Source organism: Caldimonas sp. KR1-144, assembly GCF_049446155.1.
Taxonomy (GTDB): Bacteria; Pseudomonadota; Gammaproteobacteria; order Burkholderiales; family Burkholderiaceae_C; genus Rivibacter.
This window is the reverse complement of the sequence record NZ_JBMSEE010000002.1, coordinates 322,507-347,570: the sequence shown is the minus strand read 5'-3', so window position 1 is coordinate 347,570 and position 25,064 is coordinate 322,507. Positions and strand designations below refer to the sequence as shown.

Sequence of the window (25,064 nt, the reverse complement as noted above, 5' to 3'; positions counted from 1 at the left end):
AGTCGGAGCGGGCGCCGGCGTCAGCGCTCGACGGGGAACAGCCGCTCGATCGGGTAGTGGGTCTTGATGAACGGCGACTTGATGACGATGTAGCTGAAGTACTTCTCGATGCCGATGTTGCGTTCGAGCAGGTCTTCGATCACCGCCTGGTAGTGGTTCACGCCGCGCGTCAGGAAGCGCAGCAGGTAGTCGTAGCCGCCGCTGACGAGATGGCATTCGAGGATCTCGTCGACGCCGCGGATCGCCGTCTCGAAGCGCACGAAGTCCTCGCGGTGGTGGTCGGCCAGCGTGACTTCGGTGAACACGGTCAGCGTGTCGCCGAGCTTTTCGAGTTGCAGGTGGGCGCCGTAGCCGGCGATGTAGCCGGCCTGCTCGAGCCGCTTGACGCGGATCAGGCAGGGGCTGGGCGACAGGCCCACCGCGTCGGCGAGGTCGACGTTGGTCATGCGCCCGTTCTTCTGCAGCTGGGCAAGGATGCGAAGGTCGAGTCGGTCGATCTTGAGCGATTCGGCGGGCATGGCGAACGAGAGGGTGCCTGGATGCCGCGATTGTGCGGCGGGCCTTCAGCCGGCGAGCGCCGCGCGCACCTCGGGTGCCGCGAGCACGTCGTCGAGCGTCTTCTTCAGCCGCGCGAACATCTGCTCGAACTCGGCCTCGGTGTAGGTCAGCGCCGGCGCGAAGCCGAGGATGTGGTCGCCGAACGAGCGGAACACCAGGCCGTTTCGGTAGCCGGTGTCGAACAGGCGGTCGGCGAGTCCGAGCGAGGCGTCGAAGCCGCGCTTGCTCGCCTTGTCGCTCACCAGCTCGAGCGCGCCGAGCAGGCCGCGGTGGCGCGCATCGCCAACCAGCGGGTGCGCGCGCAAGCCCTCCAGCCCGGCCGCGAAGTGCGCCGCCACGCGCTGGCCGTTGGCCAGCACGCCGCCTTCTTCATACAGGCGCAGCACCTCGAGCGCGGCGGCCGCGGCGACCGGATGTGCCGAGTAGGTCGCGCCGTGGCCGATCGGCGCGCCGGCCGGCGCGCCGTCGGCGATGCCGGCGTAGACCTGCTCGGACAGCATGGTCGCGCCCATCGGCACGTAGCCCGCGGTCAGGCCCTTGGCCAGCGTCATCAGGTCGGGCTCCACACGCTCGGCCTCGCACGCGAACATCGGGCCGGTGCGGCCGAAGCCGGTGATGACCTCGTCGACGACGAACAGGATGTCGAGCTCGCGCGCCGCGTCGCGCATCGCCTTGAGCCAGCCCTTGGGCGGCACGATCACGCCGCCCGAGCCCTGGATCGGCTCGCAGAAGAAGGCCGCGACGTTGTCGGCGCCGAGCTCGGCGACCTTGGCGCGCAGCGCGGCGACCGAGTCGCCGATCACGGCCTGTGCATCGTGTCCCTTCGGATGGCGATAGGGATTCGGCGAGGCGATGTAGTGCTGCGTCGGCAGCGGCAGGTCGAAGCCGCGATGGAAGACCGGCAGCGCGGTGAGGCCGGCGCCGGTCGACGACGAGCCGTGGTAGCCGCGCTCGAGCGCGATGAACTGCTTCTTCGTCGGCCGGCCGGTGTTGTTGTAGTACTGGACGATGAAGCGCACCGCCGCGTCGACCGCCTCCGAGCCGCCGAGCGTGAGATAGGCGCGCGTCAGCGAGGCCGGCGTGATCTCGGCGAGCTTGGCGGCCAGACGGATCGCCGGCTCGCTGGCGAAGTGGAAGTAGCCGGTCGCGTAGGGCAGGCTGCGCATCTGCTCGGCGGCGGCCTGCACGACGCTTTCCTGCCCGTAGCCGACGTTCACGCACCACAGGCCCGCAAAGGCGTCGAGCAGTTCGTGGCCCTGGTCGTCGACCAGCCACGAGCCCCGGCCCGACGCCAGCACGGTCGCGCCGCGCTGCTCGTGCTTGCGCCACGGCGCGACGGGATGGACCAGATGGGCGCGGTCGAGCGCGATCAGTTCATCGTGGACGGGACGGGTGGTGGTCAGCATGACGACGAGCGAAGGCTTTGCATTGATGGCCACCAGCTTAGGACGGCCGTGCTCGACAGTGGTGCTGCATTCGCGGGCCTCGACGCAGCAGGCTGCGGTTGTGTGCGGCGATTCGGCACAACGTTGTGCAGCAGGCCTGATCAGTAACCGCGCGCGCGATCGACCAGGCCATGCATCGGCTCGCCGGCCTCGAAGCGCCGCAGGTTCTCGATCACGACCTCGGCCGCGCTCTCAGGCGCGGTCATGCTCGCGATGTGCGGCGTGAGCCGGATGCGCGGATGGCGCCAGAACGGATGCAGCGGCGGCAGCGGCTCGGGCTCGGTGACGTCGATCACCGCCTCGCCAACCCGGCCGTCGTCGAGCGCCGCGAGCAGGTCGCGCTCGACCAGTTGCGCACCGCGCCCCACGTGCACCAGCGCGGCGCCGCGCGGCAGCCGATCGAACAGCGATGCGTTCAGGCAGCCGCGCGTCGCCTCGGTCAGCGGCAGCAGGCACACGAGGATGTCGCTGCGTTCGAGCAGGGCCGCGAGCTCGCCATCGCCGGCGAAGCAGCGCACGCCGGGCACATCGCGGCGCGAGCGGCTCCAGCCCGCGCAGTCGAAGCCGAACGGAACCAAGCGCGCGAGTACCGCCTGGCCGAGCGATCCGAGGCCGAGCACGCCGACGCGCCGCTCGCGCGCCGGCCGCACCGGGCGCGGCGTCCAGTCGCCCTGCGCCTGCTGGCGCTGGTACTGCGGCATCTCGCGATGCAGGTCGAGCACCGCCCAGATCACGTACTCGACCATGCCCTGCACGATGCCTGGCTCGATCATGCGCACGACCGGCAGCGCGCTCGGCAGCGCAGCGAAGTCGAACTGGTCGATGCCTGCGCCGGTGGAGAACAGCACCTGCAGGTTCGGGAAGCGCTGCGCGAGGTCGTGCGGCGGTTCCCAGGCGGCAAGAAAGCGCACCCGGGCCGGGTCGCCGACGTCGGGCCATTGGCGAAACGCGAGATCCGGCATGCGCTGCGCGAATACGTCGGCCCAGACGAGGCCGCGCACGGGGTCGGCCTTGTAGATGAAGCTCTTGTGGATCGCGGGCGAGGGAGCCTCTCCCTCGCCCCCGCCAGGGTGAGAGGGCTGGGGTGAGGGGGTCGCCCGCGAACGCGGCATCAGCCCACCGCCTGCGTCGCAATCGCGAACAGTCGCACCTGCGGCGACACCGCCAGCGGCGCGCCGCGCACCATCGTCGTCGGCGCGTCGACGCGCAGCAGGCCCAGGTCCTCGAGCCACTCCGCCAGCCCGCTGTCGAAGTCGATGTCGATGCGCACGAAGCGCCCTGCCGACAGGCCCGCCAGGTGCGCGATCAGCGCCTTGGCGCTTTGCGCGTCGGGCGCCACCACCGGGCCGATCGCGTGGCCGCGGCCAAAGCGGCGCAGCATCGCGAAGCCGCGCGGCTGCTCCTCGTGGTCGAGCACCACGGTGGCCTCGGCACTTGCGAACAGCTCGTCGACCAGCGCATCGCGCGGCATGCCGCGCGCGGCGGCGTCGAGGAAGCGCAGCGCCTGCGCGTCGTTGTGGCCGGCCGGGCGCAGCCGCCAGCCGGGGTCGAGCGCGACCAGCGGCGCCGGCAGCGCGGTGCCCTGGTGTTGGCGCAGCTCGCCCGTGCGCGCAAAGCCCAGGCGCTCGTAGAGGCCGCGGCCCTCGGGCGTGGCGTGCAGCAGAACGGTGTGGTCTTCCAGGCCTTCGAGCAGGGCCGTCATCAGGCGATGGCCGATGCGTCGGCCCTGGCAGGCCGGCGCGACGATCACGAGGCCGATCGTCGCGTGGCGATCGCCGAAGCGCCAGCGCAGGCCGGTCGCGACGATCTCGCCGTCGCGTTCGGCGACCAGGCCTTCGGCGAATCGGAACACCTGTTCCCAGTCGGCCGGTCGGTGCGGCCAGCGCAGTTCGGCCGAGAGCGCGTGTGCGGCTTCCAGGTCGGCAGCCGTCATCGGCCGCAGCGTGATGCCGTCTGCAGCCGGTGCGCGTGATTGGCGAGGGTGACTCAAGCGTGGTTCTCCGCAAACTTTTTCGACCGACTGGAACAGGTCGCAGCGGCCCTTGCTAGGACGATCTTGCTGCCTGGCACAACTCGCAACCATCGTCTGCCGGACGGGGGCGATTCGCCATTTCGATGCTGCCGCGCGCGCGTCAACGCCAGCACATGCGGCGTCAGGCTGCCTAGCATGCGGCCACCCGCATCGTCGCCGAGGAAGCCCAGTGCAAGTGTTCCAGCCCGATCAGATCTCCGCGCCCTCGGGCCATTTCATCGGCGGCCGCCTGGTGGCCGACGCGGGGCGCATCGAGGTGCGCCGCCCCTCCGACGCGCAGGTCCATGCCGAGCTGCCGATCGCCGACGCCGCCGCGGTCGACGAGGCGGTGCGCAACGCCTGGAACGCCTGGCGCACGAGCGACTGGGCGCGCCGCGCGCCGCGCGAACGCGCCCGCGTGATGCGGCGCTGGGCCGAACTGGTCGAGGCCGATGTCGCTCGGCTCGCGCCGCTCGAAGCCGTGTGCTCGACGCGTCCGGTGCGCGACGCCGCCGCCTGGGACGTGCCGTTCACCGCCGAGGGGCTGCGCTTCTTCGCCGAGTACGCCGACAAGCTCGGCGGCGAGGTCGCCGCGACGCGCAGCGACCATCTCGGCATGGTCATCGCCGAGCCCTACGGCGTGGTCGGCGCGATCACGCCGTGGAACTTCCCGCTGGTGATGGTCTCGTGGAAGGTCGGCGCGGCGCTCGCGGCCGGCAACGCGGTGGTGCTCAAGCCCTCCGAGCTGACGCCGTTCTCGGCGCTGCGCCTGGCCGAGCTGGCTGTCGAGGCCGGCGTGCCGGCCGGCATCTTCAACATCGTGCAAGGCGACGGCCGCACGACCGGCGAGGCGCTGACCGCCCATCCGCTGATCTCGAAGATGACCTTCACCGGCTCGACGCGCACCGGCGCGGCCATCATGGCCTCGTGCGCGCAGCACGGCCCCAAACCGGTGACGCTGGAGCTCGGCGGCAAGAGTCCGCAGCTGGTGTTCGACGACGCGCCCGACCTCGAGCGCCTGGCCGGCATGATCGCCACGGCGATCACCGGCAATGCCGGACAGGTGTGCGTGGCCGGCTCGCGGCTGATCGTGCAGCGTGGCATCGCCGAGGCCCTGGTCGAGCGCATCGCTGCGCGCTTTGCGCAGCATCGCCCCGGCGCGACCTGGGACGACACGGCGACGCTGCCACCCATCGTCTCGCGCGGTCAGGCCGCGCGCATTGCCGAGATCGTCGAGCGCGCGCGCGCGGCCGGCGCCGAGGTGCGCTGCGGCGGCGGCCTCTACGACGGCGGCCCCGGCGGCGCCTTCTTCCAGCCGACGCTTCTCGGCGGCGTCGATGCCGCCAACCCGGCGGTGCGCGAAGAGATCTTCGGCCCGGTGCTCACCGTCCAGACCTTCGCCGACGAGGAAGAAGGCCTCGCCCTGGCCGCGCATGAGCACTACGGCCTGGCCGCCGGCGTGCACACCGCCGACATCGGCCGCGCGCTGCGCGCGATGCGCGGCATCAGCGCCGGCACCGTCTGGATCAACCGCTACGGGCGCAGCAACGACTTCGTGATCCCCACCGGCGGCTACCACCAGTCGGGCATCGGCAAGGACCTGGGCCGCCAGGCGGTGGAAGCCAACCTGCGCTTCAAAAGCGTGCTCGTCGACTTCGCGGCGACGCATTGAGGTGCAACGGCGCACGGCTACTGGGCACACCGCATGGCATGCCGATTGGCCCATCGCAAACCACAGCTTCGGCGCCCCGGCGCGCCCAATACCCCACATCCGTGCAGCGGCGCCATGTTGCAATGACCCTGTCACGGACATGTCTTGTCGCCTGACGGCGGCCTTCCCCTAGGACGATTCGCAATGGCCTTCCGACCCAAGTACATCACCTTCGACTGCTACGGCACGCTGACGCGCTTTCGCATGCGCGAGATGACGCGCGACATCTTTGCCGACCGCGTCCCGGCCGAGCGGATGGAGCAGTTCATCCTCGACTTCGCGGCCTACCGTTTCGACGAGGTGCTGGGCGACTGGAAGCCCTACGACGTGGTGCTGAAGAACGCGATCCGCCGCCTGTGCCGCAAGTGGAAGATCCAGTACTTCGACGAGGAGGCGCAGCGCTACGTCGCCGCGGTGCCGACCTGGGGCCCGCACGACGACGTGCCGGCCGGCCTGGCCAAGGTGGCCAAGGAGATCCCGCTGGTGATCCTGTCCAACGCGATGGACGCCGAGATCCAGAAGAACGTCGCCATGCTCGGCGCGCCCTTCCACCGCGTCTACACCGCGCAGCAGGCCCAGGCCTACAAGCCGCGCCTGCAGGCCTTCGAGTACATGCTCGACTCGCTGGGCTGCAACCCGGAAGACGTGCTGCACGTCTCGTCGAGCCTGCGCTACGACCTGATGTCGGCCGACGACATCGGCATCAAGCACAAGGTTTTCGTCAACCGCGGCCACGGCCCCGGCAACCCGGCCTACAACTACACCGAGATCCAGGACATCGGCGGCCTGCCGGGCGTGGTCGGCCTCTGACGCCTGTGCAATCGCCAGCCGCGATGAAGCTCGACGCCTACTGGACCGATTCGGCGCCGGCCTTCGCGCCCGCCGCCGAGGCGCTGCCGGCGCATGTCGACGTGGCCGTGGTCGGCGGCGGCTTCACCGGGCTGTCGGCCGCGCTGGCGCTGGCGCGCCGCGGCGCCCGCGTCGCGGTGCTCGAAGCCGGACCGCGCATCGCGGCCGAGGCCTCGGGGCGCAACGGCGGCCACGTCAACAACGGTCTCGCGGTCGACTACGCCGACGTCGCCGCCAAGGTCGGCCGCGAGCGGGCGGCGGCCTGGTACCGCGCCTACGACGACGCGGTCGACACCGTCGCGCGCGTCGTGCGCGACGAGGCCATCGACTGCGACTTCCTGCGCCACGGCAAGCTCAAGCTGGCCACGCGGCCCGGCCAGCTCGAGGCGCTGGCGCGCAGCGCCGAGCGCCTGGTCGCCGACGGCGTCGACACCGACGTCGAGGTGTTCGACGCGCCTCGCGTGCGCGCCGAGGTGCAAAGCGAGCGCTTCCACGGCGGCCTGCTCTACAAGCGCAGCGCGCAGATGCACATGGGCCGCTTCTCGCATGGCCTGGCCGCCGCCGCCGAGCGGCGCGGCGCCGGCATCCACCTGAACGCCTGCGTCAAGCGGCTCGAACGCCTGGGCGGGCGCACGCACCGCCTGCACACCGCGCGCGGCAGCCTCACCGCCGGCCAAGTGCTGCTGGCCACCGGCGCGTCGCGCCACGGCGGCTACGGCACGTTCGGCTGGCTGCGCCGGCGGATCGTTCCGATCGGCAGCTTCATCGTCGTCACGGAGCCGCTCGGCGCAGAGCGCGCGCAGGCGCTGCTCGCCGCGCGCCGCACCTACACGACGGTGGCCAACATCCACCACTACTTCCGCCTCACGCCCGACCACCGCCTGGTGTTCGGCGGACGCGCGCGCTTCGCGATCTCCAGCCCGCAGTCCGACGCCGCCAGCGGCGAGATCCTGCGCCAGGGCCTGGCGCAGACCTTTCCGCAGCTCGGCGCGGTGCGGCTCGACTATTGCTGGGGCGGCCTGGTCGACATGACGCAAGACCGACTGCCCCATGCCGGCGAGCGCGACGGCCTGTATTACTCGATGGGCTACAGCGGCCACGGCACGCAGATGTCGGTGCACATGGGCGAACGCATGGCGGCGCTGATGTCCGGCGAACGCGATGCCAATCCTTGGGCCGGCCGCGCCTGGCCAGCGATCCCCGGCCATTTCGGACCGCCGTGGTTCCTGCCGGCGGTGGGTCTGTACTACCGGCTCAAGGACAAGCTCGGCTGACGCCGTATCTTTCGTTTCGACCGACTCTTTCCCGCACAAGACCAGGAGCAGTTCATGAGCACCCGCCAGCCGCTCGCACCCTTCGTCGGCCCGCAAGACAGCCAGCGCTTCATGGACGCTCTTGCGCGCGGCGCCAGCCGGCGCGACATCCTCTCGATGTTGCTGGCCGGCGGCATGCAGGCCGGCCTGGCAGGCAGCCTGGCCGGCATCGCGGTCTCGGCCCACGCGCAAACGCCGCGCAAGGGCGGCCGGCTGCGCGTGGCCGGCGCGACCGCCGCGGTCACCGACACGCTCGACCCCGCCAAGCAGTCGAACCAGACCGACTACTCGCGCGGCACGATGCTCTACAACGGCCTGACCTCGCTCGACGCCAGCCTTTCGCCGCAGCCGGCACTGGCCGAGTCGTTCACGAGCAAGGACGCCAGGACCTGGGTCTTCACGCTAAGAAAGGGTGTGACGTTCCACGACGGCAAGCCGCTGGCGCCGGCCGATGTGGTGTTCTCGCTGATGCGCCACAAGGACCCGGCCACGGCCTCCAAGGCCAAGGCGCTCGCCGACCAGATCGACAGCGTCAAGGCCAGCGGCCCCAACGAGGTGACGGTGGTGCTGAGCGCACCCAACGCCGACCTGCCGGTGATCCTCGGCACGTTCCACTTCCACATCGTCAAGGACGGCACGACCGACTTCAGCGCCGGCATCGGCACCGGGCCCTACAAGCTCAAGGAGTTCAAGCCCGGTGTGCGCTCGCTGGCGGTGCGCAACGAGGCCTACTGGAAGCCCGGGCGCCCCTACCTCGACGAGATCGAGTTCGTCGGCATTGCCGACGAGACCGCGCGCGTCAACGCGCTGCTGTCGGGCGGCATGGACCTGGTGGCCGCGGTGAATCCGCGCTCGGTGGCGCGCGTGCAAGGCACGCCCGGCTACGCGATCTTCACGACGCAGTCGGGCCAGTACTCCGACCTGGTGATGCGCAAGGACCTGGGCCCCGGCGCCAACCCCGATTTCGTGCTCGCGATGAAGCATCTGTTCGACCGCGAGCAGATGAAGAAGTCGATCGCGCTGGGCCATGCGGTGGTGGCCAACGACCAGCCGATCGATCCGACCAACCGCTTCCATTTCGCCGGCCTGCCGCAGCGCGCGTTCGACCTCGACAAGGCCAGGTTCCACCTGCAGAAGTCGGGCATCGGCGGCAAGGTGGCGATCGTCACTTCGCCGGCGGCGCTGTACTCGGTCGAGATCGCGCTGGTGCTGCAGCAGACCGCGCAGAAGATCGGCCTCGAGCTCGACATCAAGCGCATGCCGGCCGACGGCTACTGGTCCAACCACTGGCTCAACAGCCCGGTCGGCTTCGGCAACATCAACCCGCGCCCGAGCGCCGACGCGCTGCTCACGCAGTTCTTCAAGTCCGACGCGACGTGGAACGAGTCGCGCTGGAAGAACGCGCAGTTCGATCAGCTGCTGCTGGCCTCGCGCGCGGAAACCGACTTCGCCAAGCGCAAGCAGCTGTACGCCGACATGCAGACCCTGATCCACCAGGAGGCCGGCATCGGCATCCCGCTGTTCCTGGCCAGCATCGACGGCCACAGCACGAAGGTGAAGGGCCTGTCGCCGATTCCGCTGGGCGGGCTGATGGGCTATTCCTTCGCCGAGCACGTCTGGCTCGAAGCCTGAGCAGCATCCGCCGATGAACCTGCTGATCCTCAAGCTGCTGGCCCAGCGCGTCGCGCTGGCGCTGCTGTCGCTGCTGGCGGTGTCGGTGATCGTGTTCGCGATCACCGCGGTGCTGCCCGGCGACGCCGCGCAGGAGATGCTGGGACAGGAGGCCACGCCCGAGGCGCTGGCCGCGCTGCGCACGCAGATGGGCCTGGACGTGCCGGGACCCGTGCGCTACTGGCGCTGGCTCACGGGCCTGCTGCGGGGCGACCCGGGCATGTCGTCCGTGACGTCGATGCCGGTGGCCGAGCTGATCGCCAGCCGGCTGCCGAATTCGCTGCTGCTGGCCGCGGTGACCGCGTTGTTCTCGGTACCGATCGCGCTGACGCTGGGCATCGCCTCGGCGGTGTGGCGCGGCTCGTGGTTCGACCGCGCCGCCTCGACCGCCGCGGTCGGCGTGGTGTCGGTGCCCGAGTTCCTGATCGCGACGCTGGCGGTGCTGGTGTTCGCCGTGCAGCTGCGTTGGTTCCCGGCGCTGTCCTACGTGAACGACATCGACTCGCTCGGCCAGCTGTTGCAGGCCTTCGCGCTGCCGGTGATGACGCTGTGCTGCGTGATCGTCGCGCAGATGATGCGCATGACGCGCGCGGCCGTGATCGACCAGCTCGAGGCACCCTACATCGAGATGGTGCGGCTCAAGGGCGCCTCGCCGGCGCGCATGGTGCTGGCACATGCGCTGCCCAACGCCGTCGGTCCGATCGCCAACGCCGTCGCGCTCAGCCTGTCGTACCTGCTTGGCGGCGTGATCATCATCGAGACCATCTTCAACTACCCCGGCATCGCCAAGCTGATGGTCGACGGCGTCGCGCAGCGCGACATGCCCCTGGTCCAGACCTGCGCCATGATCTTCTGCACCGGCTACCTGATCCTCGTGACGCTGGCCGACGTGTGCGGCATCGTCGCCAACCCGCGGCTGCGGCACCGCTGAAGGTCCCGCCGATGAACGCCACCACTTCTTCCGTCGCGCCGGCCGAAGCCGCGCCGCGGCGCGCGCGCGGCGCTCGCCTGCGCGGCTTCGGCGCCTCCGGTCTGCTGGGCCTGGCGGTGCTCGCCGCCTGGCTGTTCGCCGCGGTGTTCGGGCCGCAGTTCCTGTCGCACGACATCGCCAGCCTCGGCAGCGGCGCGGTGTTCGCGCCGATCGGCGCCGAGCACTGGCTGGGCACCGACTACCTCGGCCGCGACATGCTGGCGCGGGTGATCGACGGCGCGCGCTACACGGTCGGCGTCGCGCTGATCGCGACGCTGCTGGCCAGCGGCATCGGCACCACGCTCGCGCTGCTGGCCGCCACCAGCGGGCGCTGGGTCGACGCGGCACTGAGCCGCGGCCTCGACACGCTGACCGCGATCCCGAGCAAGATGTTCGCGCTGATCATGGTGGCCGGCTTCGGCTCGTCGATCGGCATGCTGGTGGCCACCGCCGCGCTCATCTACGTGCCGGGTGCGTATCGCATCGCGCGCTCGCTGGCGGTCAACATCAACGCGATGGACTACGTGGTCGTCGCACGCACGCGCGGCGAGGGCACGCTCTACATCATGCTGCGCGAGATCCTGCCCAACATCGCCGGGCCGATGCTGGCCGACCTGGGCCTGCGCTTCGTCTACGTGGTGCTGCTGCTGGCCAGCCTGAGCTTCCTGGGCCTGGGCGTGCAGCCGCCGGCGGCCGACTGGGGCTCGCTGGTGCGCGAGAACATCGGCGCGCTGCCCGACGGCGGCGCCGCAGTGATCGCGCCGGCGGTGGCGATCGCCAGTCTCACGATCGCGGTCAACCTGATCATCGACAACCTGCCGGGCCGCGCTGCGCGCGAACGGGGAGCACGCTGATGGGCGCATCGGTTCGCGTCGAAGGCCTCACGATCGCCGCCGGCGACAACACGCTGGTCGACCAGCTCAGCTTCTCGATCGAGCCCGGCGAGGTGCTGGCGCTGATCGGCGAATCGGGCTCGGGCAAGACCACCACCGCGCTGGCGCTGATGGGCTATGCGCGCCACGGCTGCCGCATCGCGGCCGGCAGCGTGCGCATCGGCGAAACCGACGTGCTGTCGCTGTCGCCCGCCGAGCAGCGTGCCCTGCGCGGGCGCAGCGTGGCCTACATCGCGCAAAGCGCCGCGGCCTCGTTCAACCCCTCGCGCACGATCATGGACCAGGTGGTCGAGCCGGCGCGCATCCATGGCACGCTCACGCGCGCCGAGGCCGAGGCCAAGGCCGTCGCGCTGTTTCGCGAACTGGCGCTGCCGCATCCCGAGACCATCGGCGCGCGCTATCCGCACCAGGTTTCTGGCGGCCAGCTGCAGCGGCTGATGGCCGCGATGGCGCTGATCACCGACCCCGACCTCGTGATCCTCGACGAGCCGACCACCGCGCTCGACGTGACGACGCAGATCGAGGTGCTGCGGGCCTTTCGCCGCGTGGTGCGCGAGCGCCGCGCGACCGCGGTCTACGTGAGCCACGACCTCGCGGTCGTCGCGCAGATGGCCGACCACATCCTCGTGCTGCGCGACGGCTCGATGCGCGAGATCGGCGCGACCGAACGCATCATCAGCGCACCGTCGCACGAGTACACGCAAAGCCTGCTGGCCGCCGCGCGGCCGGCGCCGCGCGAGGGCGCGCTGATCACGCAAGAAGAGCTGCTGCTCGAGGTGCGCGGCCTGTCGGCCGGCTACGGCCCGCTCGACCGCCAGGGCCGCCCGGCGGTGCCGATCCTGCAGGACATCGACCTGCGCCTGTATCGCGGCCAGGCGATCGGCGTGATCGGCGAATCGGGCTCGGGCAAGACGACGCTGGCGCGCGCGATCGCCGGGCTGGTGGCGCCGAGCGCGGGCGAGATCCTGTTCAACGGCCGCTACCTCGAGCCGACGCTCGCGCAGCGCCGCAAGGACGACCTGCGCAGCATCCAGATCGTGTTCCAGATGGCCGACACCGCGTTGAACCCGGCGCAGACGATCGAGCGCATCCTGGCCCGGCCGCTGCAGTTCTACAAGGGCCTGCGCGGTGCGGCGCTGCAAAGGCGCATCGGCGAGCTGCTCGACCTGGTGAAGCTGCCGCGCGCGGTGGCTGGCCGCCTGCCCGGCGGGCTCTCGGGCGGACAGAAGCAGCGCGTGAACCTGGCGCGCGCGCTGGCGGCCGAGCCGGACCTGATCTTGTGCGACGAGGTGACCTCGGCGCTGGACACGGTGGTCGGCGCGGCGGTGCTGGACCTGATCGCCGAGCTGCGGCGCGAGCTGGGCGTTTCCTACCTCTTCATCAGCCACGACCTGCACACGGTGCGTGCGGTCTGCGACGAGATCGTCGTGATGCAGCATGGCCGAAAGCTGACTCAGGTGGCGCGCGCCGACTACGATCGCGGCCCGCACCACCCCTATTACGAGCTGCTCGCGCGCTCGGTGCCCGACCTGCGCTGCGGCTGGCTCGACGAGCTCGACGCGGCCCAGGTCGCGCAGGCGGCCTGAAGCCGCGCCTCCTCCACAGGTCCCGAATCCATGGAACCCATCTTTCGCATCGCCGTGATCCCCGGCGACGGCATCGGCAAGGAAGTGATGCCCGAGGGCCTGCGCGTGCTCGACGCCGCGGCCCGGCGCTTCGGCATCGCGCTCGAGTACCGCCTCATCGAGTGGGCGAGCTGCGACTACTACGCCGCGCACGGCCAGATGATGCCCAGCGACTGGAAGCGCCAGCTCGAGGGCATCGACGCGCTGTACTTCGGCGCGGTCGGCTGGCCTGCCAGCGTGCCCGACCACATCTCGCTGTGGGGCTCGCTGCTGAAGTTCCGCCGCGAGTTCGACCAGTACGTCAACCTGCGCCCGGTGCGCCTGTTCGAGGGCGTGCCCTGCCCGCTCGCGGGCCGCAAGCCCGGCGACATCGACTACCTCGTCGTGCGTGAGAACACCGAGGGCGAGTACACCTCGCTCGGCGGCGTGATGTACGAAGGCACCGATCGCGAGATCGTGATCCAGGAGTCGGTCTACTCTCGCCACGGCGCCGACCGCGTGCTGCGCTACGCCTACGAGCTGGCCCGCGCACGCAAGCGCCGGCACCTGACGGTGGCGACCAAGAGCAACGGCATCGCGATCAGCATGCCGTGGTGGGACGGCCGCGCCGACGCGGTGGGCCGCGACTACCCCGAGGTCACGGTCGACAAGCAGCACATCGACATCCTTTCGGCGCGCTTCGTGCTGCAGCCCGGTCGTTTCGACGTGGTCGTCGCGAGCAACCTCTTCGGCGACATCCTCTCCGACCTCGGCCCCGCAACCACCGGCACGATCGGCCTCGCGCCCTCGGCCAACCTCAACCCGGACCGCAAGTTCCCCTCGCTGTTCGAGCCGGTGCACGGCTCGGCGCCCGACATCTACGGCCAGAACATCGCCAACCCGATCGCGATGATCTGGTCGGGCGCGCTGATGCTGGACTTCCTCACGCAAGGCCAGGGCGCCGGCCGTGCCGCGCACGATGCGATCGTCAAGGCGATCGAGCAGGTGCTGATCGAAGGCCCGCGCACGCGCGACCTCGGCGGCACGGCCTCGACCACCGAGCTCGGCGAGGCGATTGCTGCGCGGGTGGCGGCGGGCTGAGCCGGGACGGGGGCTTCGATACCTCAGCCCGAACGCAAACACCACCATGCCCCTCACCCTGCGCTGCGACGAACTCATCCGCTCCCAGAACTTCATCGCCGGCCGCTGGTGCGACGGCGCTGAGGCCCGCACGCTCGCCGTCACCGACCCGGCCGACGACGCGCGCTTCGCCGCTGTGCCCGACAGCGGCGCCGCCGATGCGCACGCGGCGCTGGCGGCCGCCCATGCCGCCTTCCCCGCCTGGCGCGCGACGCCGGCCAAGCAGCGCGCCGCGGCGCTCAAGCGCTGGAACGACCTGATCCTCGCGCACCAGGACGACCTCGGCCGCCTGATCTCGCGCGAGCAGGGCAAGCCGCTCGCCGAGGGCCGCGCCGAGGTGGCCTACGCGGCGAGCTACGTCGAGTGGTTCGCGGAGGAGGCCACGCGCGCCTACGGCGACGTGATCCCCGCGCCGCTCGCCGGGCGCCGCATGATGGCGGTCAAGGAGCCGGTCGGCGTGGTCGCGGCGATCACGCCGTGGAACTTTCCGGCCGCGATGATCGCGCGCAAGATCGCGCCCGCGCTGGCCGCCGGCTGCACCGTGGTGTGCAAGCCGGCCGAGGACACGCCGCTCACCTCGCTGGCGCTGGTGCGCCTGGCCGAGGAGGCCGGCTTTCCGGCCGGCACGCTCAACATCGTGACGGCCTCGCGCGAGCGCACGCCCGAGGTCGTGGACGTCTGGCTCGCCGACGCGCGCGTGCGCAAGATCAGCTTCACCGGCTCGACGCCGGTCGGCAAGCACCTCGCGCGCGCCTCGGCCGCGACGCTGAAGAAGCTCTCGCTCGAGCTCGGCGGCAACGCGCCCTTCATCGTCTTCGACGACGCCGACCTCGACGCCGCGGTCGACGGCCTGATGGCCGCCAAGTTCCGCAACGGCGGCCAGACCTGCGTGTGCCCCAATCGCGTCTACGTGCACGAGGCCGTGCACGACGCCTTCGTCGAGCGGCTCGCGGCGCACGTCGGCGCGCTGGTGGTCGGGCCGGCGAGCCGAGCCGAATCGCAGATCGGCCCGATGATCAACGCGCGCGCGGTCGAGAAGATCGAGCGGCACGTGCAAGACGCGATCGCCAAGGGCGCGCGCATCGTGGTCGGCGGCCAGCGCGTGCGCAACGCCCGGGCCGACGGTCCGAACTACTTCGCGCCCACGGTGCTGACCGGCGCGACGCCCGCGATGGCCTGCGCCGGCGAGGAGACCTTCGGCCCGGTCGTGCCGGTGTTCCGCTTCGCGAACGAGGCCGATGTCGTCGCCCACGCCAACGACACGCCGTTCGGCCTGGCGGCCTACTTCTACTCGCGCGACGTCGCGCGCATCTGGCGCGTCGCCGACGCGCTCGAGACCGGCATCGTCGGCATCAACGAGGGCGCGATCGCGGCCGAGGCCGCACCGTTCGGCGGGGTCAAGGAGTCCGGCTACGGGCGCGAAGGTTCGCGCTACGGGCTGGACGACTACCTGCACATCAAGTACTTGTGCCAGGGGCAGCTGGGCTGATGGCGTGAGGGGTGGCACGGTGCGATCGCACCATCAATGACAAATAAACTTGCATATCTCGCCTTGGATCGCTAAAGTTTATTTGTGTCAAAGGCCTCACCCTCCCTCTCCGGTCTGCCGCCCGAAGTCTCCCAGGCACTCGCCGAACTGGGCCAGCACCTCGCGCTCGCCCGCCTTCGTCGCAACGAGTCTCAGCGCTCGTGGGCGCAGCGCATCGGCGTGTCGGTCCCGACGCTGGCCAGCATGGAGCGCGGCGAGCCGGGCGTGAGCATGGGCGTTTACGCCACGGCCCTGTGGATGATGGGGCGCACCAAAGCGCTGGCAGCGCTGGCGGAACCGCAGTTCGATTTCGGCGCGCTCGAGGCCGACGTCCGGGCGGCCGCGGCATTGCGTCAGCAGCGCGCCGGGCGCCGTCGCGCGTCGAAGCCGAGAAGCGACGAGCGCTGATCATGGCCAGGGACTACAAGGTCGCCGACCAGCTCCACCTGTGGTACCTGGCCGATCCGCTGCGCCCGGTCCTGATCGGCGATCTGAACCTGGTGATGACCGGCACCCGCGGCGTGTCGGTGCGCTACGACTCGGCATGGCTGCGCGCAGGCTTCCCGCTGAGCGAGGATCTGCCGCTGGCCGATGTCGAACACCTGCCGCGCGAGAAGGACGCCGCAGCCGGCGCCGTCGACGACGCGCGTCCGGATCGCTGGGGCGAACGCGTCATCAAGCACATCGATCGTCCGCCGCGGCTGTCGACGCTCGAGATGCTGTACTTCGCCGGCGACGATCGCTTCGGCGCTCTCGGCGTGTCGACATCGCGCGAGGCCTACCTGCCGCGCCACGCCGGCCCTCTTGCGCAGCTCGACGACGTCGAAGCACTGCATACCCTGGTGCGTCGCATCCAATCGGGCGAGAAAGTCGACGAAGGCCAGCGCCGGTTGATCGCTCCCGGGACGATGGGCGGTGCGCGTCCCAAGGCGCTGATCGAGATCAAAGGCGTGCCGTGGGTGCTGAAGTTCGGCGAGGAAGATCCGTCCGCTGAACCGCTGGTCGAGCATGCCGCCATGACGCTGGCCGCACGCGCCGGGATCGAGGTCGCGCAGACGCGTCCCGTGCGGTTCGGTCGCGGCGCGGCAGCCGTCGCGGTGCGGCGCTTCGATCGCGCGGCCGGCGGCGGCCGGGTGCATGCGCTGTCGGCGCACGTCGCGCTGCGCGCTGCCGGCGCCGAGTACTCGTACCCGAACCTCGCGCAGCTGCTGCGCCGGCGCGGTCCGACCGACAACGACTTCAACCGCCGGCAGATGGCCGAGCTGCTGCGCCGGCTGCTGTTCAACATCCTGATCGACAACACGGACGACCACGAGAAGAACCACGTGCTCATCGTGCGCGCGGACCAGCAGCACGTCTTGGCGCCAGCCTTCGACGTACTGCCCACGGGGCAGTCGCTGGGCTATCAGGCGATGCTCGTGGGCGCCGGCGGCGCGCGGTCCAGCGTCGACGACGCGCTGGCCATGAGCCAGCTCTACTGGCTCGACCGCGACCAGGCGCTCGATCTCGCGTACGAGGTCGCCGAGGTGGTCGACGGCTGGCGCGACCACTTCGTGGCCGCCGGCGTGCCGGCACCCGCCGTCGAACAGCTCGAAGCGTCGATCGATCGACCCTTTCTGCTCGACCAGCGCCGCAGCCTGCTCGCGCATCGCCGCAGGAACAAGGCCGCCGCAAGGAAAAGCCGGACTTGATCGCCCCTACTCGACCTTGAAGTCGAAGACCTGCACCGCCACCGTTCCGTCCGGCGCCGTGCAGCGGTATTTCTGCATCGCCTCGCGCACCGCCGCATGGAAGACGCGCGGCCCGCCGAGGATCTCGACCGCGCTCACCACGCCGGCGGTGATCGTCGCCTGCGCGCGCACCGTGCCCGAGACGCCGTCGCGCAGCGCCTTGGCCGGAATCTCCGGGCGCACCTGGGTCGGACAGGCGATCGCCAGGTCGACCTTGCCCACCGGCGCAGCCGGTGCGGGCGGCGGCGGCGGTGCGATCGGCACCGGCTCGGCGGGCGGCGTCGGCGTCGACATCACGACCGGTGCATCGCTGGGCGGCGCGGCGATCTCGGCCGGCGGCACGAAGGGCGGCGGCGGCACCGGCGCCTGCTGGACGATCTGCTTGGGCTGCTCGATCGGCTTGGGCGGCGGCGGCGGTGGCGGCGGCGGGGGCAGCACCACCTCCTGCAGCACGACCGCCTCGAGCGGCTTCTTGATCGCCTTGACCATCTCGTTGCCGAGGCCGGACGCGAGCGCCCAGCCGATCACCACGTGCACGCCGGCGACGACGCCGATGCCGACCGAACGGCCGGAACCCTTGCCCGGCTCGAATGCAGCTTGCTTCATGCCGCGCTCACTCCACGAACTGTTCGCTGCCGATCACGGCGATCTTGGTGAGGCCCAGCCGCTTGGTGCTCGCGAGCACCGCCGCCACGACCTCGTACTTGGCGCGCTTGTGCGGGCGCAGGTGCAGGTCCGGCGCCGCCGGCAGCGCGGCCAGCGCCTGCAGGCGGGACTCCAGCTCGCCCAGGCCCGACAACGGTTCGCCCTGCCAGTACAGCGTGCTGCGCTCGTCGATATCGATCTTCGCGACCTCGGGCTTCACGTCGCTCGCCGGCGGCGCGCCGACCGGCAGGTTCAGGTTCACCGCGTGCAGCTGGATCGGGATCGTGATGATCAGCATGATCAAGAGCACCAGCATCACGTCGATCAGCGGCGTGGTGTTGATGTCGACCATCACCTCGGCGTCGGCGCTCGAGGGGCTGCCTACGTTCATGCCCATCGGGGACTCCTGCGTCAGCCGCCAGCCGGCGGCTCGGTGATGAACGAAACCTTGCCGATGCCCGCCAGCTGGCAGGCATACAGCACGCGGCCCACGCCCTCGTAGTCGCTGCGCGCATCGCCGCGGATGTGCACCTCGGGCTGCGGCTGCATCGTCGAGACCTTCTTCAGCCGCTCGGTCAGCGCGCGCGTGTCGGGCACGCGCGCGTCGTACCAGTAGATCGCGCCGGCGGCGTCGACCGAAAGCACGATGTTGTCGGGCTTGCTCTCGCGCATCTCGATCGTCTGCTTGGGCAGGTCGACCGGCACCGAGGTCGTGACCACCGGGATCGTGATCAGGAAGATGATCAGCATCACCAGCATCACGTCGACCAGCGGCGTGGTGTTGATGGTCGACATGACGACGTCTTCCTCGCCGTCGGCCGCGCCAACGTTCATGGCCATCGCCGGGCTCCTCGCTCGCTGGCTCAGGCGGCCTTGACGGACGCCAGGATCGCCGGGTGCAGCTCGTTGCCGAAGGCACGCACCTCGTCCATCACGCCCTTGTTGCGACGCACCAGCCAGTTGTAGCCCAGCACGGCCGGCACCGCGACCGCGAGGCCGATGGCGGTCATGATCAGCGCTTCGCCGACCGGCCCTGCGACCTTGTCGATCGAAGCCTGGCCCGCGACGCCGATCGCGGTGAGCGCGTGGTAGATGCCCCAGACCGTGCCGAACAGGCCGACGAAGGGCGACACCGAGCCCACCGTCGCGAGCAGCGCGAGGCCGTTCTGCATGCGGCTTTGCACGCGCTCGGTGGCGCGGTGCAGGCTCAGCGTGAGCCACTCGTTGAGATCCACGTGGGCCAGCAGGCCGCCGTGCTTGCGCGTCGCCTCGACGCCGATCTCGGCGATGTAGCGAAACGGGCTGCCGCGCTCGAGCTGCTCGGCACCGTGCGCGATCGTGGGCGCCTCCCACACGCGCTCGACCGCGCGCGCCTGGCGGTTCATGCGCGACTGCTCGAAGAGCTTGGTGATGATCACGTACCAGCTGCCCATGCTCATCGCGACGAGCATCAGCAGCACGGCCTTGGCGACCGCGTCGCTGGTCTTCCACAGGGCTTCGAGGCCATAGGGGTTGTCGGTCGCGGCCGCAGCCTTGGCGGCGCCCAGTCCGGGCGCGGCAACGGCCTGGATCTGCGGCTGGGCCGGCGCCGCCGGTTCGGCGTTTTGCGCCAGGCTGGGCGCGACCGCGGCCACGGCGAAGGAAAGCGTCAGCGCGACGCGGGCGAGAAGGCGCCTGAGGTTCATGGAAGGCTCCGTGGAACTTGATCGGTGAAGGAGGCCGCGAGCCGCGGTCAGAAGTAGCGCACCCACGCGCGCTTGGTGCGGCGCTTGTAGTTCGCGAAGGCGCGGCACGGCAGGTACAGCACCGGGATCAGCGCGGCGGTGACGAGCCACACGACCCAGAACTGGTCGGGCGAGACGCCGAAGCGCGTGCCCTGGTTGGGGCCGAAGACGGCCAGCAGGATCTTGTAGCTGACCAGCAGCAGGTACAGGTGCAGCAGGTAATAGAACATCGGCGCGCCGCCGAACGTGGAGAGCACGCGCGTGGCCGCGTTGTCGCTGAACTCGATCGCCGCGAGCACCAGGCAGCCCGCGCCCAGCGTCATCAGCAGGAAGTCGAGCGAGGGCGGGTACTTGGTGTAGTTGAGAAAGGACATCACGGTGTGGACCGTGTCCGCGCCGGCCACCCACGGCGCGTTCTCGCCGTAGATGTTGAAGCCGCGCAGCACCAGCAGCAGCGCCCAGCACCCGAGGCCCAGGGCCACGAGCCAGCGGCGGCGGCGATGGCCGTCGAGGGCCTGGCCGAACAGCGGCCCCGCGACCCAGCCGAGCAGGATCACGCCGACCCAGGGCAGCGCCGGATAGGTCAATCGCACCTTGACCGCCGCGTCCTCGATCAGCCAGCCGCGATGCAGCATCAGCGTCCAGATCTCGTACAGCGCATGCTCGCGCGGCAGGTTGATGCCGGCCAGCGCGTTGTGGCCGAACACGATCACCAGTCCCACCGCCGCGAGCAGCTTGGGCGAGAGACTGGACGCGAACGCGAGCACCACCATCGCAAAGCCGATCGCCCACATCACCTGGAGGTAGATCACCTTCAGCGGGAAGTCGCCGCTCCACGCAAAGCTCACCAGCGTCAGCTCGAGGCCGATGATCAGCAGGCCGCGCTTGAGCAGGAACTCGCGCGCCGGGCGCGGCGTGAGCCCGGGCGGATGCGCATACAGCCACGCCCCCAGGCCGGTGAGGAAGACGAACACCGGCGCGCAGAAATGCGCCGCCAGGCGCGAGAAGAACACCTGCGGCGGCGTGTTCGCCACGTCCATCGGGTCGGTGACCTGCAGGTGCAGGTACAGCGTCTCGCGCACGTGGTCGAGCAGCATGATCAGCATCACCAGGCCGCGCAGCGCGTCGACCGAAGTGATGCGCGAGCGGTGTGCGGCTGCCGCGGGCGTTTGCGCGAGGACGGCCGCGCCTGGCGATTGGAGGGGAATGGCTGACGACATGGGTCTCCTCAACGGGTCTGTCCGCTGTGATCGCGGATCGTTGTGCATGAGCGGTGCACCACGGACGTGACGGCGAAGGACATGCTCGTCATGACGCATCAAGCGTGCCGGTTCAGCGCGCGAGCGCGGCATTCACCGCAATGTCCCGCCAGTGAGCGATGTTCGAAACGAAATGCCGCGACGGCCGCCGGCGCCGGCATTTCGGTTCGCGGCTCGCTCGCAGCGCGGCTCGCAGGACGCGCTGCGAGCGTGGCCGCCATGGTGCACGTCGCCTGGAAATGGTGAGCGCGAGTCATGGCGACCTCTGCGAGCCTCAGTGCTTGACCGGCGGCAGGCCGCGCTCGGCGCGCACCGAAGCCGGCAGCGTCTCTTCGGTGACCGGCAGCGGCGCCAGTCCCTTGTCGAGCGTGAACGACAAGGACGTGTTGTAGCCCTCGAGCTGGTAGGCCTCGACCTTGCCGTCGATGTTGCGTTCGCCCGCGGCGTCGTCGACGAAGTACAGGCCGATCGCATAGGTGCCGCGCCACGGCAGCGACACCGCGAACTTGCCTTCGACGTCGCTCGTCACCGTGCGCACCCAGCCGGCCGGCGTGGCGATCTTGACCTTCTGGCCGGCCAGCGGCTCACCCAGGTAGACCACCTGGAACTGCTGCTTGCCGTCCTGCTTGACGCCGGTGGGCACGATGTCCAGCGTCAGCACCGGCTTGCGCGCCGAGAAGTCACCGATCCAGCGCGTGGCCGGCGTCCACCAGGTGCGCAGCGCCTTGCCGTCGCGCTGCGTGTCGAACATCGGGTACTGCTTGTCGACCGCGACCAGGCTGTCGCCCGGCGCGAGCCTGGTGCCCTTGGGCAGCTCGAAGCGATCGCGCTGCTTGAGCAGCGCGATCGGCTGTTCGCCGCGCGCGCTGATCCTGCTTGCCTGCAGCTGCACGAATCGGTCGAGACCGCCGGGCGAGACCTCGTGCATGTTCGCGTCGAGCTCGCCGTAGCGGGCCACGACGCCACCGGGGCCGCGCTCGAACCAGACCTGGTGAGACTGCGCGGCCAGCGGCGCGAGCCACGCCGTGAATCCCAGCGCGATGGCGGTGAAGCTTCTCTTCATCGTCGGTCCCCTCGTCAGAAGCGGTACAGCGCCGTGACCATGATCTTGCGCTCGGTGCCGGGGAACACCCACAGGTCGCTGTACGAGCTGGCGTAGTACTCCTTGTCGAACAGGTTCTCGATGTCCACCGACAGCTTGAGGTGCTTGGTCACGTCGTAGGCGCCGACCAGCTTGACGGTGGTGTACGAGGGCAGCTTGAAGTCGTTGGCGACGTCGACCGAGCCGAGCCGCTCGCCGACATAGCTCAGCCCGCCGCCGATGCTGGCGCGGCCGTCGGCCACCGGCAGCGAATAGATCGCGAACAGGCTGGCGCTGTTGCGCGGCACGTTCGGGAAGCGTCGGCCCTCGGCCATGCCGGTGCCCGCGGCTGCATCGGTGCTCTTGGTGACCTTGGAGTCGGTGTAGGCGTAGGCCGCGGTCAGGCGCAGGTTGGGCGCGATCTCTCCGGAGAAGTCGAGCTCGACGCCCTTGCTCTCGACTTCGCCGACGGCGATCGAGAACACCGTGTCGACCGGGTCGAAGGTCAGCACGTTCTCCTTGCGGATCTTGTAGAGCGCGATCGTGCCGCTGAACTTGCCGTCGGCGCTGTCGTACTTGGCGCCGGTCTCGACGGAGCGGCTCTCCTCGGGTGGGAAGGCCTCGCCGGTGCGACTGATGCCGCTGTTGGGACGGAAGCCCTTGGCCGCGCTGGCGTACAGCGACACCGTGCTGGTGGGCTGGTAGACCAGGCCGACGCGCGGGCTGTTGGCGCTGAGTTCCTGCGCGGTGGCCGCGTTCGGCGTGACGTTGCGGTTGAGCACGACCTGGCGGTACTGGTCGTGGCGCGTGCCGATGAGCGCCTTCCACTGCGGCGTGAACTCGATCTGGTCCTGCAGGTAGGCGGCGGTGGAGTACTGGCGCTCGACCGTGTTCTGGATCGTGGCCAGCGGCGCCGGCTGAGCGACGCCGTAGACCGGCGCGAAGATGTCGATCGAGTACGGGAACGCCGCGGAGCGGCCGCGCTGCTGCACGCGCGTGTCCTCGAAGCGGTAGCCGTCGACGCCGAACAGCAGGTTGTGCTTGATGCCGCCGGTGGCGACCTTGCCGAGCACCTCGAAGCGGCCCGAGATGTCGGTCGCGTCGTAGTCGCGCTGGCGCTGCTGGCGGTCAAGCGTGCGGCCGTCGTTGACCGGGTTCCAGCGCCAGGCCTCGGTGGCCAGGCCTTCGAGCGAGCTGTCGCGGTAGCTGACGCCCGTCTGCAGCGACCAGTCGTCGTTGAAGTAGTGCTGCACGAAGACCTGGTGGCCGAGCGACTTGATCGTGATCGGACCGTCGCCCGGCTCGCCGAGGAAGCGCGACACCGGCACGACGCCGAGCTGGTTGTTGACCGCGACCACGCCGCGGTCGAGCGGTGCCTTCTGCTCGAGCGCCTCGATCTCGTACGACAGCGTCGTGTCGTCGGTGATCATCCACAGCACCGAGGGCGCAACCAGCGTGTGCTTCTTCTCGACCGTGTCGCGGAAGCTGTCGCCGTCCTCGTGCGCGACGTTGAGCCGGTAGGCGACGCGCTCGCCGATCGGGCCGGTGAGGTCGGCCGCGGTGCGCCAGGTCGAGAAGCTGCCGGCGCCGAGCTCGACCGAGTAGGCCGGCTGGAACAGCGGCTTCTTGGTCGTGATGTTGACCGTGCCGCCGGGCTCGCCGCGGCCGTACAGTGCCGACGACGGGCCCTTGAGGATCTCGACCGAGGCGGTGTTCGCGCCGTCGCGCAGCCCGTTGTAGCCGCGGCTCGAGTTGAAGCCGTTGACCATGTAGTCGGAGCCGAAGTCGGGGCTGCCGGTGAAGCCGCGCATCGCGTAGCTGTCCCACATGCCGCCGAAGTTGTTGGCCTTGGAGATGCCGCTGCCGAACTCGAGCGCGCCGGCGAGATCGGTCACGCCGGCGTCTTGCAGCACCTCGGCGTTGATCACGCGCACGCTCATCGGCAGGTCCTTGATCAGCGCGTCGTTCTTCGTCGCGCCGGTCGCCGAGAGGTTGCGGTAGGGCTGCTTGCTGCCCTTGACCGACACGGTGCCCAGCGAGGTCGCCGAGCTCGATGCTGCAGCGGTGGGCGCGGGCGCGGTCTGCGCGGCTGCGGATGCCGCGCTCTCGGGTGCCGCGGCGGCAGCGGGCTCGGCCTGCTGTGCCCAGGCAAGTGAGCTGCAAAGCAGGCTGGCGGCCGCCGGGATCAGGGCCTGGCGAAATCGTTGGGTCGTGAACATGGCGTGCTGCGTGTGGGGTGAAGTGGAAGGGCGAGGTGGCGAAAGCCTTCGTATCGGTGCCAAGAATCCACCAGGCATCGGCATGGGGTCTTGTACGAATCGAGTCGGTGTTGACACGGTGATGACATCCGCGCAACACGCGGCAAGGCCGCGCCGCGCCTCGCACGAACGGTCGTGCGCGGACGAGCTCATCCGCGCGAGGCCTTCCGGCTCGCGGATCACGGGTGCGGCCCGCAGGGCGCGCGAACGAGGCGCCGGCGCAGGCTCTTCGGGCCCGCGCCGAAGGCGCGGCGGTCAGGGCATCGCGAAGCGCACCGAGACGACCTGCTTCTGCGGCGTCGTCAGCACGACGACCGCGCGGTCACCCGAGGCGAGCTGCAGGCCCGCGGCCACCAGCTCGTTGGCCTTGCCGGGCTGCAGCACCCCCTCGAGCTTCTGGCCGCCGCGCAGCACGGTGAGCTTGCCGCTGAAGCCGGCCGCGGCCAGCGGCTCGCCGTGGTCTTCGATGTAGACGGTCGCGCCCGCCGCGCTGCCGGCGAGCTCGAAGCTCAGGTCGTTGGCCGACTTGACGATGCCGCCGTGCTTGGCCGCGCCGTCGCCGTGCGCCTGCGCGACGCCGGCGAGGCAAGAGACCAGTGCGAGACCCAGCAGGGCGCGCGCGGCGAGGGGCTTGAAGTGACTGAAATTCATCTCGAGTTCTCCGTTGATGGCAT

General features: G+C 70.3%; 23 protein-coding genes. 11 read left to right on the top strand and 12 right to left on the bottom strand.

Annotated elements, in window-relative coordinates:
- Positions 1 to 20 precede the first annotated feature (20 nt).
- The 4 genes from ACO2TI_RS05595 to ACO2TI_RS05580 form a co-directional block, all read right to left on the bottom strand.
- Positions 21 to 518, bottom strand: coding sequence for an Lrp/AsnC family transcriptional regulator (locus ACO2TI_RS05595; RefSeq protein WP_423282580.1), 498 nt, complete (start codon positions 516 to 518; stop codon positions 21 to 23).
- Positions 519 to 563: 45 nt separating this feature from the next.
- Positions 564 to 1,964: an aspartate aminotransferase family protein gene (locus ACO2TI_RS05590; RefSeq protein ID WP_423282579.1), complete on the bottom strand. Its 1,401-nt coding sequence runs from the start codon at positions 1,962 to 1,964 to the stop codon at positions 564 to 566.
- A gap of 140 nt (positions 1,965 to 2,104) precedes the next feature.
- Complete coding sequence (locus ACO2TI_RS05585) at positions 2,105 to 3,004, bottom strand: 2-hydroxyacid dehydrogenase (protein ID WP_423282578.1); 900 nt, start codon at positions 3,002 to 3,004, stop codon at positions 2,105 to 2,107.
- Between the two features lie 110 nt (positions 3,005 to 3,114).
- A complete protein-coding gene (locus ACO2TI_RS05580) occupies positions 3,115 to 3,936 on the bottom strand; it encodes a GNAT family N-acetyltransferase (RefSeq protein WP_423282576.1) in 822 nt (273 codons plus the stop codon).
- Positions 3,937 to 4,204: 268 nt separating this feature from the next.
- On the opposite strand from ACO2TI_RS05580, the gene ACO2TI_RS05575 reads away from it, so the two are divergent.
- The 11 genes from ACO2TI_RS05575 to ACO2TI_RS05525 all read left to right on the top strand — a co-directional run bounded on the left by ACO2TI_RS05575 (position 4,205) and on the right by ACO2TI_RS05525 (position 17,384).
- Positions 4,205 to 5,686: an aldehyde dehydrogenase family protein gene (locus ACO2TI_RS05575; RefSeq protein WP_423282575.1), complete on the top strand. Its 1,482-nt coding sequence runs from the start codon at positions 4,205 to 4,207 to the stop codon at positions 5,684 to 5,686.
- Positions 5,687 to 5,869: 183 nt separating this feature from the next.
- Positions 5,870 to 6,535, top strand: a complete 666-nt coding sequence (locus ACO2TI_RS05570; RefSeq protein ID WP_423282574.1) for a haloacid dehalogenase type II — start codon at positions 5,870 to 5,872, stop codon at positions 6,533 to 6,535.
- Between the two features lie 23 nt (positions 6,536 to 6,558).
- On the top strand, positions 6,559 to 7,848 hold the full coding sequence (locus ACO2TI_RS05565) for an NAD(P)/FAD-dependent oxidoreductase (RefSeq protein WP_423282572.1): 1,290 nt from the start codon (positions 6,559 to 6,561) through the stop codon (positions 7,846 to 7,848).
- Positions 7,849 to 7,902: 54 nt separating this feature from the next.
- Entirely contained in the window at positions 7,903 to 9,519 is a 1,617-nt protein-coding gene (locus ACO2TI_RS05560; protein WP_423282570.1) for an ABC transporter substrate-binding protein, read from the top strand.
- 13 nt (positions 9,520 to 9,532) lie between these two features.
- Positions 9,533 to 10,489 carry an ABC transporter permease gene (locus ACO2TI_RS05555; protein WP_423282568.1) on the top strand — a complete coding sequence of 319 codons (957 nt, stop codon included), beginning with the start codon at positions 9,533 to 9,535 and terminating at the stop codon, positions 10,487 to 10,489.
- Positions 10,490 to 10,500: 11 nt separating this feature from the next.
- The gene (locus tag ACO2TI_RS05550; RefSeq protein ID WP_423282567.1) at positions 10,501 to 11,382 is read left to right on the top strand and encodes an ABC transporter permease; all 882 of its coding nucleotides are present in this window, start codon (positions 10,501 to 10,503) and stop codon (positions 11,380 to 11,382) included.
- Positions 11,382 to 13,007: an ABC transporter ATP-binding protein gene (locus ACO2TI_RS05545; protein WP_423282565.1), complete on the top strand. Its 1,626-nt coding sequence runs from the start codon at positions 11,382 to 11,384 to the stop codon at positions 13,005 to 13,007. Before ACO2TI_RS05550 ends, ACO2TI_RS05545 begins: the two co-directional genes overlap by 1 nt.
- A 30-nt stretch (positions 13,008 to 13,037) precedes the next feature.
- The gene (locus ACO2TI_RS05540; RefSeq protein ID WP_423282563.1) at positions 13,038 to 14,126 is read left to right on the top strand and encodes a tartrate dehydrogenase; all 1,089 of its coding nucleotides are present in this window, start codon (positions 13,038 to 13,040) and stop codon (positions 14,124 to 14,126) included.
- Positions 14,127 to 14,172: 46 nt separating this feature from the next.
- On the top strand, positions 14,173 to 15,654 hold the full coding sequence (locus ACO2TI_RS05535) for an NAD-dependent succinate-semialdehyde dehydrogenase (RefSeq protein WP_423282561.1): 1,482 nt from the start codon (positions 14,173 to 14,175) through the stop codon (positions 15,652 to 15,654).
- A gap of 84 nt (positions 15,655 to 15,738) precedes the next feature.
- A complete protein-coding gene (locus tag ACO2TI_RS05530; protein ID WP_423282559.1) occupies positions 15,739 to 16,101 on the top strand; it encodes a helix-turn-helix domain-containing protein in 363 nt (120 codons plus the stop codon).
- A 2-nt stretch (positions 16,102 to 16,103) separates the two neighbouring features.
- Positions 16,104 to 17,384 (top strand): type II toxin-antitoxin system HipA family toxin, encoded by a 1,281-nt coding sequence (locus tag ACO2TI_RS05525; RefSeq protein ID WP_423282557.1) that lies wholly within the window; start codon positions 16,104 to 16,106, stop codon positions 17,382 to 17,384.
- A 6-nt stretch (positions 17,385 to 17,390) separates the two neighbouring features.
- Here the strand turns inward: ACO2TI_RS05525 and ACO2TI_RS05520 are convergent, their stop codons facing one another.
- From ACO2TI_RS05520 to ACO2TI_RS05485, 8 genes are all read right to left on the bottom strand, one after another.
- On the bottom strand, positions 17,391 to 18,029 hold the full coding sequence (locus tag ACO2TI_RS05520) for an energy transducer TonB (protein ID WP_423282555.1): 639 nt from the start codon (positions 18,027 to 18,029) through the stop codon (positions 17,391 to 17,393).
- A 7-nt stretch (positions 18,030 to 18,036) separates the two neighbouring features.
- A complete protein-coding gene (locus ACO2TI_RS05515) occupies positions 18,037 to 18,465 on the bottom strand; it encodes an ExbD/TolR family protein (RefSeq protein ID WP_423282553.1) in 429 nt (142 codons plus the stop codon).
- 14 nt (positions 18,466 to 18,479) lie between these two features.
- Positions 18,480 to 18,908, bottom strand: a complete 429-nt coding sequence (locus tag ACO2TI_RS05510) for an ExbD/TolR family protein (RefSeq protein ID WP_423282551.1) — start codon at positions 18,906 to 18,908, stop codon at positions 18,480 to 18,482.
- Between the two features lie 23 nt (positions 18,909 to 18,931).
- Positions 18,932 to 19,753, bottom strand: a complete 822-nt coding sequence (locus ACO2TI_RS05505; protein WP_423282549.1) for a MotA/TolQ/ExbB proton channel family protein — start codon at positions 19,751 to 19,753, stop codon at positions 18,932 to 18,934.
- 47 nt (positions 19,754 to 19,800) lie between these two features.
- Positions 19,801 to 21,012, bottom strand: a complete 1,212-nt coding sequence (locus ACO2TI_RS05500) for a DUF1624 domain-containing protein (protein WP_423282547.1) — start codon at positions 21,010 to 21,012, stop codon at positions 19,801 to 19,803.
- A 313-nt stretch (positions 21,013 to 21,325) separates the two neighbouring features.
- Complete coding sequence (locus ACO2TI_RS05495) at positions 21,326 to 22,114, bottom strand: cobalt ABC transporter substrate-binding protein (RefSeq protein ID WP_423282545.1); 789 nt, start codon at positions 22,112 to 22,114, stop codon at positions 21,326 to 21,328.
- A gap of 14 nt (positions 22,115 to 22,128) precedes the next feature.
- Positions 22,129 to 24,351 (bottom strand): TonB-dependent siderophore receptor, encoded by a 2,223-nt coding sequence (locus ACO2TI_RS05490; protein ID WP_423282543.1) that lies wholly within the window; start codon positions 24,349 to 24,351, stop codon positions 22,129 to 22,131.
- Positions 24,352 to 24,645: 294 nt separating this feature from the next.
- Positions 24,646 to 25,041, bottom strand: a complete 396-nt coding sequence (locus ACO2TI_RS05485; protein WP_423282541.1) for a hypothetical protein — start codon at positions 25,039 to 25,041, stop codon at positions 24,646 to 24,648.
- Positions 25,042 to 25,064: the final 23 nt, after the last annotated feature.